The 19,237-nt window shown below is 63.1% G+C and carries 12 protein-coding genes and 1 pseudogene; 6 read left to right on the top strand and 7 right to left on the bottom strand.

Annotated features, from left to right (window positions below):
• Positions 1-73: 73 nt before the first annotated feature.
• Positions 74-1,225 carry an epoxide hydrolase family protein gene (locus ACZ9GA_RS10520; RefSeq protein WP_457362730.1) on the top strand — a complete coding sequence of 384 codons (1,152 nt, stop codon included), beginning with the start codon at positions 74-76 and terminating at the stop codon, positions 1,223-1,225.
• A 68-nt stretch (positions 1,226-1,293) separates the two neighbouring features.
• Here the strand turns inward: ACZ9GA_RS10520 and ACZ9GA_RS10515 are convergent, their stop codons facing one another.
• On the bottom strand, positions 1,294-1,527 hold the full coding sequence (locus ACZ9GA_RS10515; protein ID WP_457362731.1) for a hypothetical protein: 234 nt from the start codon (positions 1,525-1,527) through the stop codon (positions 1,294-1,296).
• Between the two features lie 259 nt (positions 1,528-1,786).
• On the opposite strand from ACZ9GA_RS10515, the gene ACZ9GA_RS10510 reads away from it, so the two are divergent.
• Both ACZ9GA_RS10510 and ACZ9GA_RS10505 read left to right on the top strand, forming a co-directional pair.
• Entirely contained in the window at positions 1,787-2,146 is a 360-nt protein-coding gene (locus ACZ9GA_RS10510; protein ID WP_457362732.1) for an NUDIX hydrolase, read from the top strand.
• Between the two features lie 56 nt (positions 2,147-2,202).
• Positions 2,203-2,625 (top strand): annotated as a pseudogene (locus ACZ9GA_RS10505) (GNAT family acetyltransferase); the annotation flags it as partial.
• Positions 2,626-2,749: 124 nt separating this feature from the next.
• On the opposite strand, the gene ACZ9GA_RS10500 reads toward ACZ9GA_RS10505, so the two are convergent.
• Positions 2,750-3,277 (bottom strand): tetratricopeptide repeat protein, encoded by a 528-nt coding sequence (locus ACZ9GA_RS10500; protein WP_457362733.1) that lies wholly within the window; start codon positions 3,275-3,277, stop codon positions 2,750-2,752.
• Between the two features lie 126 nt (positions 3,278-3,403).
• Between ACZ9GA_RS10500 and ACZ9GA_RS10495 the strand changes: the two genes are divergently transcribed.
• Complete coding sequence (locus ACZ9GA_RS10495) at positions 3,404-4,198, top strand: SDR family NAD(P)-dependent oxidoreductase (RefSeq protein WP_457362734.1); 795 nt, start codon at positions 3,404-3,406, stop codon at positions 4,196-4,198.
• Positions 4,199-4,619: 421 nt separating this feature from the next.
• On the opposite strand, the gene ACZ9GA_RS10490 is transcribed toward ACZ9GA_RS10495, so the two are convergent.
• From ACZ9GA_RS10490 to ACZ9GA_RS10480, 3 genes are all read right to left on the bottom strand, one after another.
• On the bottom strand, positions 4,620-5,870 hold the full coding sequence (locus tag ACZ9GA_RS10490; RefSeq protein WP_457362735.1) for an MFS transporter: 1,251 nt from the start codon (positions 5,868-5,870) through the stop codon (positions 4,620-4,622).
• A 191-nt stretch (positions 5,871-6,061) separates the two neighbouring features.
• Complete coding sequence (locus ACZ9GA_RS10485) at positions 6,062-7,225, bottom strand: hypothetical protein (RefSeq protein WP_457362736.1); 1,164 nt, start codon at positions 7,223-7,225, stop codon at positions 6,062-6,064.
• A gap of 184 nt (positions 7,226-7,409) precedes the next feature.
• Positions 7,410-7,580 (bottom strand): hypothetical protein, encoded by a 171-nt coding sequence (locus tag ACZ9GA_RS10480; RefSeq protein ID WP_457362737.1) that lies wholly within the window; start codon positions 7,578-7,580, stop codon positions 7,410-7,412.
• 168 nt (positions 7,581-7,748) lie between these two features.
• Between ACZ9GA_RS10480 and ACZ9GA_RS10475 the strand changes: the two genes are divergently transcribed.
• The gene (locus ACZ9GA_RS10475; RefSeq protein ID WP_457363760.1) at positions 7,749-8,387 is read left to right on the top strand and encodes a DUF1345 domain-containing protein; all 639 of its coding nucleotides are present in this window, start codon (positions 7,749-7,751) and stop codon (positions 8,385-8,387) included.
• Between the two features lie 306 nt (positions 8,388-8,693).
• On the opposite strand, the gene ACZ9GA_RS10470 is transcribed toward ACZ9GA_RS10475, so the two are convergent.
• On the bottom strand, positions 8,694-11,549 hold the full coding sequence (locus ACZ9GA_RS10470; protein ID WP_457362738.1) for a hypothetical protein: 2,856 nt from the start codon (positions 11,547-11,549) through the stop codon (positions 8,694-8,696).
• Positions 11,550-11,749: 200 nt separating this feature from the next.
• Between ACZ9GA_RS10470 and ACZ9GA_RS10465 the strand changes: the two genes are divergently transcribed.
• Positions 11,750-16,540, top strand: coding sequence for an Ig-like domain-containing protein (locus tag ACZ9GA_RS10465; protein ID WP_457362739.1), 4,791 nt, complete (start codon positions 11,750-11,752; stop codon positions 16,538-16,540).
• A gap of 668 nt (positions 16,541-17,208) precedes the next feature.
• On the opposite strand, the gene ACZ9GA_RS10460 is transcribed toward ACZ9GA_RS10465, so the two are convergent.
• Positions 17,209-19,194, bottom strand: a complete 1,986-nt coding sequence (locus tag ACZ9GA_RS10460) for a hypothetical protein (RefSeq protein ID WP_457362740.1) — start codon at positions 19,192-19,194, stop codon at positions 17,209-17,211.
• Positions 19,195-19,237 lie beyond the last annotated feature (43 nt).

Here is a 19,237-nt window from a genome sequence, read left to right as displayed (position 1 = left end):
GCCGCAGCCTGGCGGCAGCGGCTACAGGCGTTTATCATCCGTAGGCCACCGCCAACGTCAGGGAGTAAGACGGATGAGGATCGAGCCCTTCAGCATTGCCATCAGCGACGAGGCACTTGAAGACGTACAGCGTCGCCTGGCCGCCACCCGCTGGGCCAGTGGCGTGGAAGGCAACGGCTGGAGCGAGGGCACCGACAGCGCCACGCTGCACCGCCTGGTCGACTACTGGCGCGAAAGCTTTGACTGGCGCGCCCAGGAAGCACGGCTCAACCAGTTGCCGCAATTCATGGCCCACATGCCCGGCCAGCGCATCCACTTTCTGCACCAGCGCGGCCAAGGCCCGGCGCCGTTGCCGCTGGTGCTGACCCACGGCTGGCCCGGCTCGTTCGTGGAAATGGAAGCCATCCTGCCCCTGCTGGCAGACCCGGCCAGCCACGGTGGCGATGCCGCCGACGCTTTCCACGTGGTAGTGCCGTCCCTGCCCGGCTACGGTTTCTCCCCCGCCCCCACCGCCAAGGGCACCGGCCCGTTCGAGATCGCCGGGCTGTGGGCGCAACTGATGACCGCCCTGGGCTACGACACCTTCGGCGCCCAGGGCGGCGACTGGGGCGCCAGCATTTCCACCTGGCTGGCATACCGCTATCCGGTGCGGGTCAAAGGCCTGCACCTCAACTTTCTGCCCGGTTCTTACCGCCCGCCGCTTGGCCCCGAGCAGCCGCCGTTGCGTGCCGAGGAACAGCGCTTCCTCGACCAGCTCGGCGCCTGGGCGCAGATGCACGGCGCCTACGGGCAAATCCAGGGCACGCGGCCGCACACCCTGGCGGTGGGCCTCAACGACTCGCCTGCCGGCATGGCCGCCTGGATACTGGAAAAGTTTCAGGCCTGGAGCGACTGCCAAGGCGATGTAGAGCGCACCTTCGGCCTGGATGCGCTGCTGACCAACATCGCGCTGTACTGGTTCACCGGCAGCATCGGCGCCACCTTCCGCCTCTACCTGGAAAGCCGTCGCCGGCCCTTGCAGTTCAGCCCCGGCCAACGCGTGCTGCCGCCGCTGGGCGTGGCCCAGTTCCCGGCCGAGTTGCCGATGCCGCCGCGCAGTTGGGTGGAGCGCTGCTACAACGTGCAACGCTGGACGCACATGCCCCGCGGCGGGCACTTCGCGGCGATGGAGTGCCCCTACGCCCTGGCTGAAGACATCCGCGCCTTCTTCCGCCCGCTGCGCTGAGGCGCTCCCCCCCAACAACACCGCAAACCGTAGCCTGCGGCAGCGGCTACGATTGAAGGTTGCGCCGCTCAGGGCACCAGCAGCGCCTCATGAATCTCCACGCTCGGCACCTCGCATCGGTGCCGTTGCGCCTGCAACCAGGCGCGCATTTTGTGCACGTCGAAGATCTGCCCCTGCTCCATCAGGGTCAGCACCAGCTCATGGGACATGCGATAACGCCCGCAGTCGGGGCAATGACGTTCTTCCCAGGCACCTTCGCACTGCAGGTCTTCCGCGCTCCCAGCGCAAATCAAGCAGCTCATGGGCGGCCTCCTTATTGTTGTTTTTCTATACTCTAGCGCTGAGCACTTGCAAATAGTGTGACAGCGGCTGAGCCGTCGTCCCCCAACCGTAAATCAGCGGCGCAATTGTTGTCCAGCCGAGGGAACCTGAGGATTTGCGCAGGATCAATGGGTTATCGAGTTGGCATTGTTAATGCTTGAGTCACTCATATGACGAAATTGTGACAGCGACGATGCCCGTTCCAGAGCATCGCGTTGCAGTAAAATGGAAACCTGCACCATGAAAGAGCGCGCTACCCTGATTTGCCGCCGTGACGACCAGATCCTTTATGTGCGCAAGGCCAAGTGCCGCTGGAACCTGCCCGGTGGCAAGGTCGAGAAAAATGAAACCCCCGCCGCAGCCGCCGCCCGCGAACTGCAGGAAGAAACCGGCTTGCACACCCTGGCACTGGTGTTCCTCGGTGCCTACGAAAGCGACGATACCCTGCATCACCTGTTCGAAGCCCAAGTGGCCGATGACGCCCACCCCCAGCCCCACAACGAAATCGTTGAATGCCGCTGGCAGAACCGTCAGCAACTTCGGGATCTGCGCCTGACCCAGAACGCCCGGGCCATCGTGAAAATCCTGCGCGCGGCCTGAGCCGCGGCGGTTATGATCCCAGGCCCAGTCCCTTCGGCGAGGCCTCCATGCCCAGCATCCACACCTACGACGACCTCTTGCACCGCGACGCTGTGACTACCCTGTGGCGCGACGTGTTCGACTACCCCACCGCCCACAACCGCCCCGAACTGGCCTTGGCGCGCAAGCTGGCGGTTGACGACCTGTTGTTCGTGGCCGTGGCCGATGGCGCGGTAGTGGGCACCACCATGGCCGGCTACGACGGCCATCGCGGCTGGCTGTATTCGGTGGCCGTGCACCCCGCCTGGCAAAACCGTGGCCTGGGCGCCGCCCTGGTGCGCCATGCCGAAGCGGCCCTTACGGCCTTGGGGTGCATGAAGATCAACCTGCAGATCACCGCTGGCAACGATGCGGTGGCCGGTTTCTATGAACGGTTGGGGTATGTAGTGGAGCCGCGCATCAGCATGGGCAAGGTCATCGCCGCCAACGTCCCCGATTAAGGGCGCGTCTATCGCGTCGTCTGCATCGCGGCCAAGGCCGGCTCCTACCACGGACGGCGTAGGAGCCGACCTTGGTCGCGATGCAGACGACGCGGTTTCAAGACCGTTGCGGCTACAGCGGCTGTTAAGTCTTCGAAGCCCCCTCTATGGCCTCCGCCAGATCCTGATATTCCTCGCACGTGGTGCTGCAAATCGACTTGATACTCGCCAGTTGCTCCTTGGCCAAGTCCAGCCTTCCCTTGATCACATACGCCTCGCCCAGGTACTCGCGCACCTGCGCATAACGCGGGTCCAACTTGACCGATTGCAGGTAATAGCCAATACCTTCATCGGTGCGCCCCAGTTTGCGCGTGGCGTAGCCGCGGTAGTTCAGGGCCTTGGCGGTGTTGGGCTGCTTGAGGGTGTCCAGCAGTGCGATGGCCTCTTCATAGCGCCCGTCCTTGGCCAGGCGGTAGGCGTAGTCGGTGCGGTCTGCGTCGCTGGCGGCGCTGCTTTGCTGCATCACGCAGCTTTTGCTGCGGCTGTCCCAGACCTTGCCCTTGGGGCAGTTGGGCTTGGGTGGCGAATCGTCGCCGCCGCTGGCCCACACGGGGGCGCTGGCCACGGCGGCGCCGAGCAAGGCGATGGGCAACAGGCAAGTACGTAGCTTCATGACGTGGCTCCCGGCAGGAACACGAAGGTGGGAGTTGCAGTATAGGCAACACGCAGGGAACACCGGGATCCACTGCGGGTCTCGATACCAGGACATCCTGATCACTTACCCCGTTGGAGACCCACCATGCACATCGATCTATCCGGCAAAAGCGCCCTGATCACCGGCTCCACCCAAGGCATCGGTTTTGCCATCGCCCTGGGCCTGGCCGAAGCCGGCGCCCAGGTGGTGATCAACGGCCGCAAGGCCGACGCCGTCGACGCTGCCGTGGCCAAACTGCGCGAAGCCGTCAGCGGCGCCAAGGTACAGGGCCTGGCGGCAGACCTGGGCACCGCGCAAGGCTGCGAGCAAGCGGTGGCCGCCCTGCCCCATGTCGACATTCTGGTCAACAACCTGGGGGTGTATGGCCCGCAGGATTTCTTCGACACCTCGGATGAGGAGTGGGAACGCTTCTTCCAGGTCAACGTGATGTCCGGGGTGCGCCTGTCCCGTGCCTACTTGCCCGGCATGGCCAAGCAGGGCTGGGGCCGTGTGCTGTTCCTGTCCTCGGAGTCGGGGCTCAACATCCCGGCGGACATGATCCATTACGGCTTCACCAAGACCTCCAACCTGTCGGTCTCGCGTGGCCTGGCCAAGCGCATGGCGGGCACCGGCGTGACGGTCAATGCCATCCTGCCCGGGCCCACGCTGTCGGAAGGTTTGCAGGACATGCTCAAGGAACAGCAGGCGGCCAGCGGCGAGTCCATGGAAAAAACCGCTGCCGCCTTCGTGATGAAAAACCGGCCCACCTCGATCATTCAGCGTGCTGCCACCATGGAGGAAGTGGCGAACCTGGTGGTGTATGTGGCCTCGCCACAGGCCAGTGCCACCACCGGCGCAGCGCTGCGGGTGGATGGCGGCGTGGTGGACACCATCGCCTGACGGCCGGCAGAAGCAGCCCCTAGTGTGGGAGATTCCATGGTATTGGGCAACCTGTAGCAGCGGCCGTCAGGCCGCGTCACTGACGCCGCGCGCTGACTGATCCACCGCGCCGCCTGTGACGCAGCCTTCGGCAGCTGCTACACCACTCTCTGTGGGAGCGGGTTGTACCCGCGAAGAAGGGCGCGCGGATTCCTGACGCATCGCAGTGTGTTTTTCGTGGGCAGAGCCCACTCCCACAAAGACAGTTGCTGCTACAGGATTAGCGCCGAAGCTTTCCCACAAACGCATCTGATCCGGTTTTTTTCGCTGTTTCTGAATCTGGTGTCCTTCTGCACCGGCGGCGCATAGTGGACACCATCAGAACAGCGATTCAGGAGTCAGAGCGATGGAAGAGTTCGGCGTGAAGGAACTGATCCGGTTTTCACTTTACGTGGTGGTGGCCTGCGGCGTGTTCTTCGCCGTGGCCATGTCCTTCTGACGCCACCGCGCGGGGGCGCGCCAGGGCGGTGACCACCGCCCCCAGCGCCATCAGCGCGCAGGTGGCCCAGAACACCACGCGCATGCCAATGTGCCCACCCAGATAACCACCCGCCAGGGGGCCCAGCACCTGCCCCACGTACTGGCATGAGGTGGAGTAACCGAGCATGCGCCCGGCAACGCCTTCAGGCACTGAATGGCGAATAATGGCGGCGATGCAGGGCAACAACCCACCCAAGGCCAGGCCCATCAGCAAGCGCAACACCACCAGTTGCCACGCCTGGGTGACCAACGCCTGGGGGATCAGCAACAGCGCCGCCGCGACCAGGCAGCCGATCACCACCTTCCAGTGCCCTACCCGGTCCGCCAACTTGCCCAGCCGCGAAGCCGAGAGGATGCTGCCCAGCGCGGCGGCCGACATCACCCAACCCGCCGCCATGGTCACGTTAGGCGCGCCCAGTTGCATCAAGTAGACGGTGATAATCGGCTCGATCGACATGTTCGAGAAGGTCACCAGGCTGGCCACCACGAACATCGCCACCACCGGCGCCATGTTCACCGCCGCATCGACACGCGGCGCGTTGTTGGCCACCGGTGCGCGCTTGGGTCGCGGTGCCTCCTTGAGCAAAAATGCGGTGGCCAGGAATGCCACGAAAATGAACGCGCCGGACAGGAAGAACGTGTTGCGGATGCCCACCAGCGGCGGCAATGCGCCCCCGATCAACGGCCCTGCCAGGCTGCCGGCCATGATGCCCGACGACAGAATGCCCAGCGCCCAGCCCGACCGCGCCTTGGGCGTCTGCGTGGCCACCAGAATCGTTGCGCCCGAGGCATAGCCACCGAGCAAACCGCCCAACAGCCGCAGCAACACCAGTTGCCAGATGTTTTCCGCCAGGCCGATCAGCGACATGGCGATGGCCATGCCCAGGCTGGCGCGGATCAGCATCAGTTTACGGCCATAGCGATCGCCCAGCCGGCCCCACAACGGCGCCGTCAATGCGGCCGACAGGAATGTCGCGCCGAACGCCACGCCGGACCATTGCACCACCGCCGCCGAATCGCTGACGCCCAGGTGCTCCACGTAGAGGGGCAGGAACGGCAACAGCAAGGTCATGGCGATGATGGTGGTGAAGGCGCCGAATACGCACACGGCGAGGTTGCGTTGCCAGTGCTGTTCGTTGTTGGGGACATCCATGGGGTTTTCTCCTCTCAGGTGCCACCACGCTACAACTCATCCACTCATAAATAAAATTCATGTTTTTTATAGAGTGGATTCCAAATGGATATACGCGAAAACCTGTAGCCGCTGCCGCCAGGCTGCGCTGGCCAATGGAGTCCTGAAGAATTTGAGTGAGGCATAGGGCCAGCGCAGCCTGGCGGCAGCGGCTACGAGGTTGAGTGCATACCCAGGTTCAGCGCCCCATGCACCTTCACCAACGCCTGCTGCACCCCATGCTCCCACTGGGTAAAACTCAGGAAGTACAACAGGCTGGTATGCACCGCGCTGTGGCGCACGGAAATGCCCAGGCTGTACACCGGCTCGCCGTCCTCGACGATGTGCTCCACCACGTACGTCAGGTAGTCCTGCCAGCGATGCCCACTGCCCGTGTTGAACGCTGCCTTCTTGTTCACCGAATAGACCAGGCTACGCCCACTTTCGCGCGAGGCCTTGATCAGGCCGGCATCGGCGGGTATCGGCGTCAGCTCCCCGCCTTGCTGGCCATGCACGATATGCGCTTTGTAGTGGCGGTCCTGCCTGTCGAGCTTGCGGAAATGCACCCGCACCTCATCGTTGCCCGACGGTCCACTCTGGTCAAACAGGTGCTGTTTGATGCAGCCCGCCACACTCATCAGGTAGGCATCGAACACGTCGCGGTTACCCGCCGAAGTCCGCGCATCGGCCAGGTAGCGCGCCGTCTCGCTCTGCAGGCCGTGGTGGAACAGGCAGGCCTTGTGTACATAGCGCGGCAGCAGCTCAAAGAACAACGGCTTGATCGGGAGTTTGTGTTTGCGCGCCAGGGTGATGAACAGCTGACCACTGACGAATTCATCGCGGGCCTGCAACACGGCCGCGGCTTCGGCGAGGTCTTGGCGCAGCACCTGTTGCTGGTCATCCAGTTGCTGCTTGCGCGCCGCCAGGGCCTGGCGCTCCTGCAGCAGGGCCTGCACATTGAGTTCTCGCTCCAGCAGACTGTCCAGCTCCAGGCGCTTGGCCTCGTGGTAGGCGTCCAGGGCCTTGTTGTTGCCGAACACCACGTCGATCAGGGTGATGCGGTATTTGGAGTCCTGCTTGAGCAGCAGTTGGGTGAGCAGCGCCAGCGTGGCGATAAAGCCCAGAACGTAGGTACCCGTGAGCACCAGCACCAGCTCGCCGGAGTCATGGCCGTAACTGATGAAGCCTTGCAAGGCTGAATCGGTCTCCAGCGCCACCGCGCTGAGGCTGGCAGAGCCGGCAATGACCTTGCCGGTCTTGGTGCCAAAGGCAAAGGCGGCCCAGCCGCCCATGGCGCCGGTGAACAGGCCGACCAGAGTAAACGTGATGAAATCCATGCTGCGCAGGTCCGATGTGCCGAATGAAGGCATCATTGAACCCTGGGGGGACATGCGCGGTTACTGGTAGAACCCGCAGATGTCCGTAGCCGCTGCCGAAGGCTGCGCTGGCCCTGTGCCCCACTGAACATCTTCAGGGTTCACGCAGGCGAGCGCAGCCTGGCGGCAGCGGCTACAGCATCGCTCAGTGGGAGGTGTCGGGCTTGGTCGGGTGTTCTTTGTGACGTGGCGGCTGCGGCTCGAAACTGGCGTCATTGCTGGCCGGTCGGCGCGCCTTGTGCACCCAGCGGGTCAGGTTGGCTTCACTCATCAACCCCTGCAACAACAGTGATTCGTCTGGATGATCAATCGCCATGACGCACGCTCCCTGAGTAAGACGTTTCCGGCATTGAACCTGTAATCCAAACATTTGCCTACTGTCAGATCTTACAGGTGACAGCGTCTGAAAATTCCGGTACGCACAACGCCACACCCTCCACCTGCTACAGTCAAATCAATGTAAAAACCAAGGAAAATCATGGCCCTGCCCAGCCTGCCCCGTACCCACCCGCGCCTGTCCTCCTCTGCCCTGCTGGGTATTACCGTTGGTCTGATCACCCCCGCCGACCCTGTAATGCGCGTGGTCATCGGCTGGAACGTCGGCGTCTGGTTCTACCTGCTGTTGCTGGCATGGCTGGCCACCCATGCCAATGCCGAGAAAGTCCAGCAGACGGCCCAGCAGGAAGACGAGAACGCCGGCCTGGTGCTGGTGACCGTGTGCGTGGCGGCCATTGCCAGCCTGGCGGCCATTGGCTTTTTGCTGGCAGGCGGCAAGCAACTGACGCCCAGCGTGCGCGGGCTGCACTACGCCCTCACGGCGGTGACAGTGATTGGCTCGTGGTTGATGACCGGGGTGGTGTTTGCGCTGCATTACGCGCGGCTTTTCTACATGAACGACGGCAACGACGCGCCGCTGCGCTTTGCCGACAGCGAGACGTGTCCGGACTATTGGGACTTTCTGTATTTCTCGTTCACCATCAGCGTGGCGGTGCAGACGTCGGATGTGGGGGTGGCCACCCGCGCGTTGCGGCGGGTGGTGTTGGGGCATTCGTTGATTGGGTTTTTGTTTAATACGGCGATATTGGGGTTTTCGATTAATATTGCGGCGGGGTTGATTAATTGACACATTATCCCCTTCCGTCAAAGGCGATGGCGCGCGTCGACGCGCCCGCTTGGCTGGCTGATTGCCGGGGCGCCCCGCGTGAACGCTTTGCCAACCCTGCTTGAGCTGAACGTGTGGCCACCCATTGACAGGCTCGTGACGGCAAAGCTCCACTCCCCTCGAGGCATTGACCGACGCCGTGCCTCGGCTTGTGGCAACGTAGAGCATCTCGACCTGTTGACGGCTGCTTGCCTTACCAGCCAAGGTCAGCGTGATCGCCAGGGTGTTCCCACCGTTGGCAATCTCGCTGTTCTGAGGGTCGCGCACCTATTTGTTGGTCTGGGTGACCTCAGGCTCGACTACCACTAAGCGTTGCCTCGAGACCGAAAACCCGTCATATAGCCCGCGCGCGGCGAAATTATGCACCCCCAATCCAAGACCTGTAACGGAAAGGGACCAATCGCCTGAAGCAGTGACTGATACCGTGCCGAAGTTAGTTGCGTTGCTGTAGACTTCGACCTGCTGATTGGGACGGGCTTTGCCCTCCAAGAGCAGCGAGGTCCACGTGGTATGCCCAATATTGGGAACTTCGCTGCCATAACCGTCGAGAACCGTTTCGATGGTCGGACTATAGTTGATAGGCGACTTCACCGTTATGATATATGCAAGCGATTGCTGACCGGAGCCGAACGAAGCTCTCGCATTATACCAGTGCAAACGCCATGACAAACCGTCAAGGACGAGGCTCCAGTTACCCAGGTTATCGGCCCGGGTCAGGCCTTGGTAAACATCATCATCGTAAACCTGCACCTGAGCGCGGGCGTTACTGCTCCCCGTGAGTCTCACCCAAGTGGATTCAGTCTCACCACCGTTGGGAATGTGGTTTCCCTGCTTGTCTTCGATCGAGACAATAACAGGTCGCAGGCGCACTATGTCCAGGACCTGAAGCATCAACACGTCAGAACTGCCTACCGGCTGCCCCATGTTCAACACTACGTAAGAAACCCGGACCAGCTGGCCGATACTCGCCGTCAGCACCTCGGCCGGTACCTGGATGCGGGCCTCACCGTTTGTAGAGACACTCTCCCACGGCACGCTCAAGTCCTGCTCATTGGGCAGACGCCAGACCACGGCGATGATGTCGTCCACCCTGAGGCGGCTGTCCACGACAGTGAGCGTTGCCGTGTTTACTTCAGCCCCGGTGCCCGGTTTGATGGGATTGAACGGATTAGCCGGCTCGCCCGTGGCATCGATTATCCCTGGCACAGGCCAATGCACCTGCTGCTCGCCGATGTTCAGGGACAGCTCCGGAGACGGCCCCACCAAGCTCCCCCCACGCTCCACCGTGTACCACGCCGTCACGGTACCGTTAAGATTGGGAGTGATCAGGTCCGGCGCAATCTCGAACAGCACCGGCCCGCTGGCCCCCGCCGTGGTCCAGTTGGTGTAGACCGGGGTGACACTCCCCCGCCAGTAATAGCTGACCTTGTCACCCTGCTGAATCGTGCCGCGCGGCACCGACAGGGTCGCGCCGCCGGGATGCTCTGCCGGGTTGAACCAGCCATCTACCGCCTGCAATACGGTCGGCGCCCGCAGTTGGCTGGACCCAACCCCCACATTCACGCTGAGGTAATCGGAAGTACGCTCCTGGGCCGTATTGGGATTGACCTTGTAGAACACCGTCGCCTGGGTGCCGTCCAACGGCGCAAGTAGGTCTTGGGGTAGCGTGATCACCAACGGCTGATCCTGCTCGCCCTCGATCACCGGATACGCCGGACTTTCGTAGTTGACCACCTGGCCGTCCAGGCTGGTACCGCTCACATGCAGCACGATGATGTCGCCCGCCGACTTGCTGCCATACACCGGGGTGCTGAAGCGCGGAAACTGGATATCGATGGGCAGTTCATCATCGCCGTTGAGGTCAAGGGCTTCCGGCGCCGGCCAGGCCAGCGGCTGGCCGATCACGTCCAGGCTGTTGCGGGCCGAGTGGTCGCTGTTGCCGTCTTTGCTGAGCGTGTAATACACCACCACGCGGCCGCCGCGAATCTGCTCCACCACGGCGCTGGGCACTTCGAAATACAAGGCCATCGGTGCACGTGAAACCCTCAGGTCTTCGGTGTGCACTACTGCGGTACCGTCAGCAGTGATGCCGCGCCAGATCAAGGTGCAAGTGCCGTTCACATAGGGCGAGTTGCGCTCGATATCGACTTCCACGCTGACCGGGCTGCCGGCCAATGCGTCCAGGTCCAGCACTTCCTGATCGTCGCCGGCTTCCAGCACGTAGGGTTCGTACAGGGTGGAATCGTTGGCGTATACCTCAACGTAGGTGGTCGGCGCCCAAGGCCTTTCCTCCGAGTCACGCGAGGAGTTGTTGACCTGGTCCACCAGCTTGTAGGTAACGTTCAGATTCACGTCGTCCCAGGCGTCGCGAATGGTGTCGGCACCGACCTGAAACACCATGTCCCGTCCTATCTCAGCGGTATTTTCCACCCGTTGGGTCAAGGTTTCCGAGCCCCAGTGCAGCTCGCAGATGTCATGCAGCGCCATGTTGTCCCAAGCTGCAATGGTCACCGGAACCCCTGCGGCAGCATCGCCTGGCCCCACGCCGTTATCGACGATGTGCTGCGGCAACTGCGCCCGGGCCATGTTCTGGTTGCCCGGTTCGTCGGCGTCGATGTCGTTGCCGCCGGGGCGGCTCAGCTTGACCAGGTACTTGCGCGTGGCCGAGCGCTCGGCGCTCTGGCCCACGGCGGTGACTTGGCAAAAGGCCAGAAACTCGCCCTCCTCAATACGGTCGGTGGGGATGAACAGCCGCACCGGCAGGATCGGCACCTGATCGAAAATTTGGGACGCCACGGGCACGTCCTGATCGCCCCAGAACACGTCCACGGTGTCGAGGATCCGCGGGGAGGTGTAGTAGACATCGGCCAGCACGCCTTCGGGCAGGGTTTCGCGCAGGGCGATGTTGACGGCGCCGTCGTAGCCCTCGGGGGTGATGCTGTCGGCGTTGGGGATGCTCAGGGGCATTACTTGCAGCAGGCCGGGGGGTGCTTGGGTCGGTGTCCGTGGTGCGGGGCGCTGCGGGAGCACCCAAGGGTGTGCTTGTATCGGGCTAGGCGGTGGCTGAATGCCGCTGCGCCCCAGCCGCTGTAGTTGCTGGGGCGTGAGGGTGTGTCTGGGCATGGCGAGCTCCTGGTGAGGCGGTTGATGGAGGCGAGCCCCCATTCAACGCCTGGCGAGGGAAATGCACACCTGTCAGATCTGACAGGTCCCCCCACCACCCTCCCCCTAGCGATGACCGCTGGTCAAAACTAGTATTTCTGACAGGTGCCGGCACTTCGCCCCTGCGTTTCACTGCTCCGATATCCTAAAGGAGCCCCCCAATGAACTTATCTCTTACCCCCCTTGCCACGAGTACCAATGCCATCACCGGCCTGCGCGTGCCTGTGGCTGAAAACATGCGAGTGCCCGGCGTCAACGGCGGCATCAATCTCGACCTGCGCGACCGCAACCCCCAGGGCCTGCTGGTATACGTGCAACCGTACGTGGACATGGAGGTGGGCGATCAAATCGATCTGCGCTGGGGAACCCCGCCCGCGCCGGTGGGCACCTACCCTGTCACCGTGAGGGATCAGCCGGTGGTCATACGCATTCCCTGGGACAAGGTCACCCCCGGCATCGAAGGCTGCGACTACGATGTGCGCCGTGTGGATGGCAGCAGCGAAGGTGCGCCGGGCCGTCAGTTTCTGGTGAAGTTCACGCGCCCTGGCGGCAACGACCCCCAGGCAGGCGTGCCTGGCCATCAAGGATTGATCGCGCCCCTTCTGCCGCAGGACATCATCGACAATGGCGTGGGCGAGGAAGAAGCCGCAGCCGGCGTGCCCCTGCGCGTCAAGCCGTATCTCAACATGAGCGAGGGCGACACCCTGGAGGTTCGCTGGGGCGCCCAGGGGCTGTTCAAATGGCCGCCCCTGCAGGCCCATGACGTGGGCAGCGACGTCATCATCACGGTACCGGAAGAAGCGATCCTGCTGGGCGGCGACGGCCCCAACATACCCGTGTGTTACCGGGTCATCGACCAGGTGTACAACTACTCCCTGGACACTGACAAATTGCACTGGTCGCCCAACACGCTGGTGGATGTCTACGCCAACAATTCCAAGCTGGCAGCCCCCTTTGTGGTTGAAGCCGTAGATGGTGTGATTGATCTGGACGTGCTGAACGGCGCCGACGTGACCGTGGAAGTGGTCGCCGACCGCAATCCCCCCTACGCCGTCGGCGATACCATCGAGTTGACCTGGCGCGGGACTTCGGTCGATGAGCAGCCGGTGGTGTTCAAAACCCAACTGAGCATCACGCGGATCCCCCAGGCCTTGAACTTCACGGTGCCCTACTCAGAGGTCAGCGCGCTGTACACCAGCCGCGCGGTGGCCTCCTATGAATTGCTCAAGGCCGATGACAGCCGCCAGGGTTCCAGGCGCACCCCCGTGGACATCAAAGGCAACCCGTTGTGGCTGGCGCCGCCCGTGATACTGGATGCTGCAGACGGCGCCATCGCAGCCGACCTGCCCGTGGCCCGGGTGCAGATACCCGCCTACAGCAACATGGCCGAGGGCGATCAACTGACCTTCTATTGGCACGGCGTCGGCTTGTACGGAGAACAGGTGGACTATGAAATCGAACGCCCTGTCACCCACGATGAAGTCGGGCAACCCATCCTTCGCCTGGTCAACAACACCTACATCGCGCCACTGGACCACGGCCGTCTGAACATCCGTTACACCGTGCTCAACAGCAAAGGCTTGCGCGAGTCGGATCGGGTGTACTACACCGTCGGGGCGGTAGGCGGCGCGCTGCCTGCCCCCCAGGTGGAACAGGCCCAGGGAGACCTGCTCAACCCCTACGTGTTGCCGCCCGAAGGCGCGACCCTGGTCGTCCCGCTGGCCAATATCGTGGAGATCGGCGACACCTTGACGTTTTCGTGGCGTGGCAGCAGTACCGGGCTGTTCGAAGGCAGCGTGCCCATTCGCTCGCTGCAGGGGCCGCTGTATTTCAACCTGGATCGCGACCTGTACGTGGAGCCCAATTTGCTGGGCACGATAGCCGCCAGCTACCGGGTGATTCGCGATGGCAGGCTGGTAGGCACATCGGCCACGTTGAACCTGCGCGTATTGGCCGTGCTGCCGGCCCCGTCCGTCAAGCAGGCCAACGGCTCGTCCCTGGACCCGGTGGCGGCGAAAGACAACCTGACCGTGGTGGTGCCAACGCTGTCGGCGCTGCTGCCGACTGACCAATTGGTGGTGACCTGGACGGGGGCTGCCGGCAGCCCTGTCGACGGTTCCTACACCTCGCCCGCACGGCCCGTCAGCGCCGGCCTGGAAGTGTCGGTGCCCAACTCGGTGCTGGCCTACAGCCTGGGCGCCGAGGTAACGGTGAGTTACCACGTGACCCGCGGCAACGAGGTGCTGGACTCCGAAGTGTTGGTGCTGGCCGTGCAGCCCATGCCTGGCACGGCGCTGGACCAGCTCATCATCGTGCAGGCGGCCAACGCCGGCGCGGGCCCGCAGTTGGATCTGGGCACGGTCACGGCAGCCACCGTCCGGGTGGGTACCTGGCCGCTGATCGCACCCGGCCAACCCGTGTGGCTGGATGTGCGAGCTACCCGCAACGATGGCAGCCTCTATGCCAAACGGCTATGGGACGGTGGTGGCGACGTGACCGATGCCAGCTGGATCAGTCAAGGCTTCAACACTGCGGCCATTACCCCGTTCGACGAGTTGCTGTACTTGCGCGATGGCAGCTCACTGACCCTGACCTTCAAGGCGGCGTTGGACCGGGTGAACGATGAGTCCCGTGCCGTGACTTTTGCGCCACGTACTTATGTGGTCAAGGCCCCCACCGACCTCAAGCCCAGCATCACGCGGGTACAGGACATCCACGGCGAAGTCCCCCATCAGGGCACCACCGTGGAGCGCACCTTGACCTTGACGGGCGGGGCCACCCCTAATCAACGCGTGGAAATCCGGGACGGCACGGCCAGTGTGACAACCACCGCCGCCGACGCCACCGGGGTATGGCGCACGCAGGTATCAGGGCTGGCAAATGGCGCGCATGTGTTCAGTGCCAAGGGACTATACGGCACGGGGCAAACCTCCAACCCCTGGCAGGTGACGATTGCCCAGGCACTGACGCCGGTCATCACGGCCGTCACCGACCCGGCCAGCAACCCCGTCCCCAATGGCGGCACCACGGTTGCCAGCAACCTGACACTGACCGGCAACGCGACGGCCAACCTGCAGGTGGACATTCTGGACAACAGTGCCGTGCTGGCCCGCGTAACAGCGAACGCTTCGGGCGTATGGACCTACCCAGCAAACGGACTGGCAATCGCCAGGCATGGCTTCACCGCCCGCGCAGCCTATGGTGATAATCCCGTATCTCAAGCCTGGGTCATCACGGTGTCAGACTCGGTGGTGCCGGTCATATCCTCAGTCAAAGACCCCAGCGGCGGGGACATTGGGAACGGTGCCAGCACTTTCGCTACTCATGTGACACTGCTGGGTACCGCCACCCCAAACCTGACCGTGGACATTCTGGACAACGGTGCCAACCTAGGTCGGGTAACTGTAAGCGCAGCAGGCGTGTGGACGCTGTCCAAAGCAGGATTGGCCATCGGCGGGCACTCTTTCGTGGCGCGGGCCAACTACGGTGAAACTCCATCGTCTCATCCATGGGTTATCACCGTGAAGAACGCGGTTGTACCGATCATAACCTCGGTCAAAGACCCCAGCGGCGCGGACATTGGGAACGGTGCCAGCACCTTCGCCACCAACGTAACGCTGATGGGTACCGCTGCCCCGAACCTGACCGTGGACATTCTGGACAACAGTACCGTGTTGGCCCGGGTCACCGCGAACACTTCGGGCGTATGGACTTACCCGGCCAACGGACTGGCAATCGCCAGACACGCCTTCACCGCGCGCGCCGCCTATGGTGACAATCCCGTGTCTCAAGCCTGGGTCATCGCGGTAACAGAGGCGGTGGTGCCGATCATTTCTTCGGTCAAAGACCCCAGCGGCGCGGATATTGGAAACGGCGCCAGTACTTTCGCCACCAACGTGACGCTGATGGGTACCGCAGCCCCTAACCTGACCGTGGACATTCTGGACAACGGTGCCAGCCTAGGTCGGGTCACCGTGAGTGCCGCAGGCGTGTGGACGCATGCCCAAAACGGACTGGCTGTCGGTGGCCACTCGTTCGTAGCTCGGGCAACCTACGGTTCCAACCCGCAGTCATCCCCCCGTACACTCACCGTGCTGGCAACGGTTGCACCTACCATCACCTACGCCAGGGACCCTCAGAACAACGACATTCCCAACGGCGGCTCGACCATTGCGACCACAGTGACACTCACCGGCAAGGCCAGCCCCAACCAGCAAGTCCAGGTAGCCGATGGTGGCAGCGTCAAGGGCACCCCGACGGCCAATGGTTCATCCGATTGGAGCCTGACGGTCAGCGGGCTGGCCCTGGGCAGCCACTCCTTCACCGCCCGCGCCCTATACGGGACCGGCCCGGTATCGGCGGCCCGGACCCTCACCGTTCGCTCCGCATTGGAATTTGGCGGCAACCACACCCTCAATGCGTCCGGTTACCGAGTGGTGCAAGGCAGGCCACCCAGTTCGCCACCGGCCAATGCCACTTACACCCGGGCGGCCAGCGGTGGTAGCCCACCCTACAGTTACTCGTCCAGCAACCCTGGCGTAGCACTAGTCAACGGCGCAGGCCGGGTGGTGGCCGGCGACAACGGCACCACGACCATCACCGCGCGGGACAGTGCAGGCACCACGCGCAGCTACCAACTGACGGTGACGGGTGCGATCGTTTACGTGTACGTGACCACTAACACCTTCAGCCCTGCAATGGCAGAAATCGAGGGTCGGGGCCTGCGGATACCCAGCGTGGCAGACCTTCAATACCTGTCTGCCGTCTACAGCGCTGACCAACCCATGGATCGCTATGTGGGCTGGCCGGAAAATGGCCGGGGTACAACCTGGACGAATGAGAATGCCAATTGGCAAGGCAGCTGGAAGTGGGCCGTGCACCTGAACCTTGGGACGTACGACTATTACTGGATAATCAATATTTCCCTGCTGGCGGTGGGTATCAAACCTTAGCTCGTCAACCTGCGATAGCCGATGGCGCCAGGCCGGGCTGCGTTGGAGCGTCTCTGCAAGGCACCTGTCAGTTCTGACAGGTGCCTCTTTCTCCGATTGGGCATTCAATGCCCAGCGCGAGGCGGTGCCGGAGGGCTGCCTATCAAGGTCAGTTACACCAACCCCAGCCTGTGGGACACCGTGGATGTCTATTGGGTCGATGACACCCGCCCGGTGGCAACGATACGGATGCCGAGGAGCCCGACAACCAGAGCAACGCTTGGGCGCCACCATCTATGTGGAGGTATACGCCAACGACTCTCGTCTGTACGAGCCCCCATGTTGAGCTGGCCGGCCTGGCGCAGGAAACCCTGGATCTGGATGCCATTGCAGGCGGTCCAATAGACATAGAGGTCTGCAGTACAACCTCTCTAGTTTAGGGGCGGGCATTTGTGGACGGGAATTATGGCGGGCGACAACGAGGCATACGCAGTGAGTACAGGCGGTAACTCCTCCAGTTTTAGTTACTCCGTGCGTCCTGATAGCTTTTGCTGCCCAAGCATATGGGGCTTCGGATTGCTTTACGGCTAAATGGCCCTTAGCCAATGCTGGCCCTGGCGTTCACTGATCACTTCCAGAAACGTTTAGGGCCAGCGCAGCCTGGCGGCAGCGGCTACAGCGGTGTTTCATTAGTTCACTGGCTTGCACCACTGCTCATCATCATGCGCCTGCCCATCACACGGACACACCGACCCCGGCGGTACCAACTCCAGCGACACGTAGGCCGAACGCGGTCGGCTCATCGACACTGTCACCGCCCCACCGAACACTATGTAGAACACCTCCGCCGAGCCGTTCTGCCGGTCATTGCCCGCCCCCCATTCAAACCCGATCGGCTGCACCAGCCGCACGAACTCCTCATGGGTGGCGCCCACGGTGAAGTCGACACCCTGGGCCTGGGCATCAGCGGGAATCGGCACATCAAACACCTCATTGGTCTGCGGCCGCGGGTCGGTGAGGTTGACGCCCTTGTAACCGCGCCACAGCAGGTACAGGCGCGTGGCGCCGGCGAAGTGGTTGCCTGCGGGTACATGCAGGGCAATGCCCTGGCTGGGTGGCGGCACGGTGGAGCAACTGATGTAGTTGTTGATGCTGGCGTGCACGAAGGTGGCGTCCGGCAGGTACTGGCCTGAACTTGGCGTCAGCATGATGACAATGGCGGTGTCCGGCGCCTGCTGTTCATTGACACCGTTGCTGATGCGGAAATGCACTGGCCAGGCGCTCTGGTCACCGGTGGCCTGGATGGTGGCCCACTCGATGATGAAGCTCACTGGATCACCCTCCTCGTCCCCCGCCTCCACGGTGTACGTCGCGAGAGGCGTGCTGGCTGTGCCCCAGTACAGTCCCATTACCTCGCCCGGCTGGGGGTTGGCGTACAATGCCACGGTGGCCGTGGCGGGCAGGTTGGCGTCCAGGGGGTAGATCACGTTGTCGAAGGGGTAGCGCCCGCCGCCACGCACCACCACCGGGGCCAATGCCAGGTTGAGGGGGCATGGGCTGGGGTTCGCGGGCCCGGGAATACGCAGGTCCACGTTCACGGTCAGGGTCGCCGACGGTGGGCTGACAAACGCGCCCCTCTGCACCTGCCAGTACACCACGGCCTGGTAAGGGGCGGTTTCACCATAGCCCCTGAGGATATCCCAAGGCACCTCGACGCTCACCGGAAAACCTGCGGCGGCAGGCGCCGGCACCGGTGCCAGCGCTGTGCTGTTGAAGGTCACCAACAGCAGGTCCCCCGCCGTGGGCACGCTGTAGCCGTCCAGCACCACCAGTACCTTGTCGCAAGCGTCGGCGCGACTGAGCAGGCCATCGGCGGCCTGGGGGATACGGGGCGGGCGCAGTGCAGTAGGCGGCACCAGCACCTCGACCAGCCATTGACGCTCGTCCGAATGCGCGCTGACGTTACCGGCCCGATCAGTGATCCGGTACCACACCCGTGCCCGGCCATTGCCCTTCTGGCGAATGATCCGGCCGCTGAACACCAGTACGATCTCACCGGTGCCGATGGCCTGCTGGTCGACCACCGTCTGCGCATCGGCCGCATCCTGCTCCGGCAGCAGGTCAGGCTGCCAGAAGCCCTGGATCAGATCGCCCACGCGGGTTTCCACGTAGGGCAGTATTTTCGCCAACACTTGGTCGCCATTGGCGGCAAGGTAGGCCTCATTGACGATGTCGTTGGGTACCACGGGGTCCGGCACCAGCGGCAGTAGCACGTCGTTGTGGCCTGGTTCCACAGTGTCGATCCACACGGGCGCAGGCGCAGAGCCAACCGGGTTGCCCACCGAGTTGTAGGCGACGTACTGCACCTGATGCTCACCGTCACCGCTCAGGCGGTCGCGGGGCACGGTCATGAAAAGGTTGGCCGGGATCACGTCGTCAGCGGTGAACAGCTTGCTGTCCACCTCCACGCCGTCCCAGTACAGGCACAGCGTATCGCCCGGGTCGCTGGGGTCGGTGACGGCGCCCTCCCACACGGGAAACTCGACCCTCAGCGGGGCCAGCAAGGCCGCCTTGGGCAGCAGGTTGGGCTCGCCGTCGGGGATGTCGGGCACAGTAGGCACCGGGGTGGGCGGGGCCAGGCGGATGGGGATGTCGCGAAGGTCGGTGCGGTTCATGATGGCAGCTCCTGAATGCCTGCAACAGGCTGGACGCCCCATT

It is taken from the genome of Pseudomonas sp. TE3644, assembly GCF_056278815.1.
Note: the sequence above shows the minus strand (reverse complement) of the source record. Positions and strands in the feature narration are given on the sequence as shown.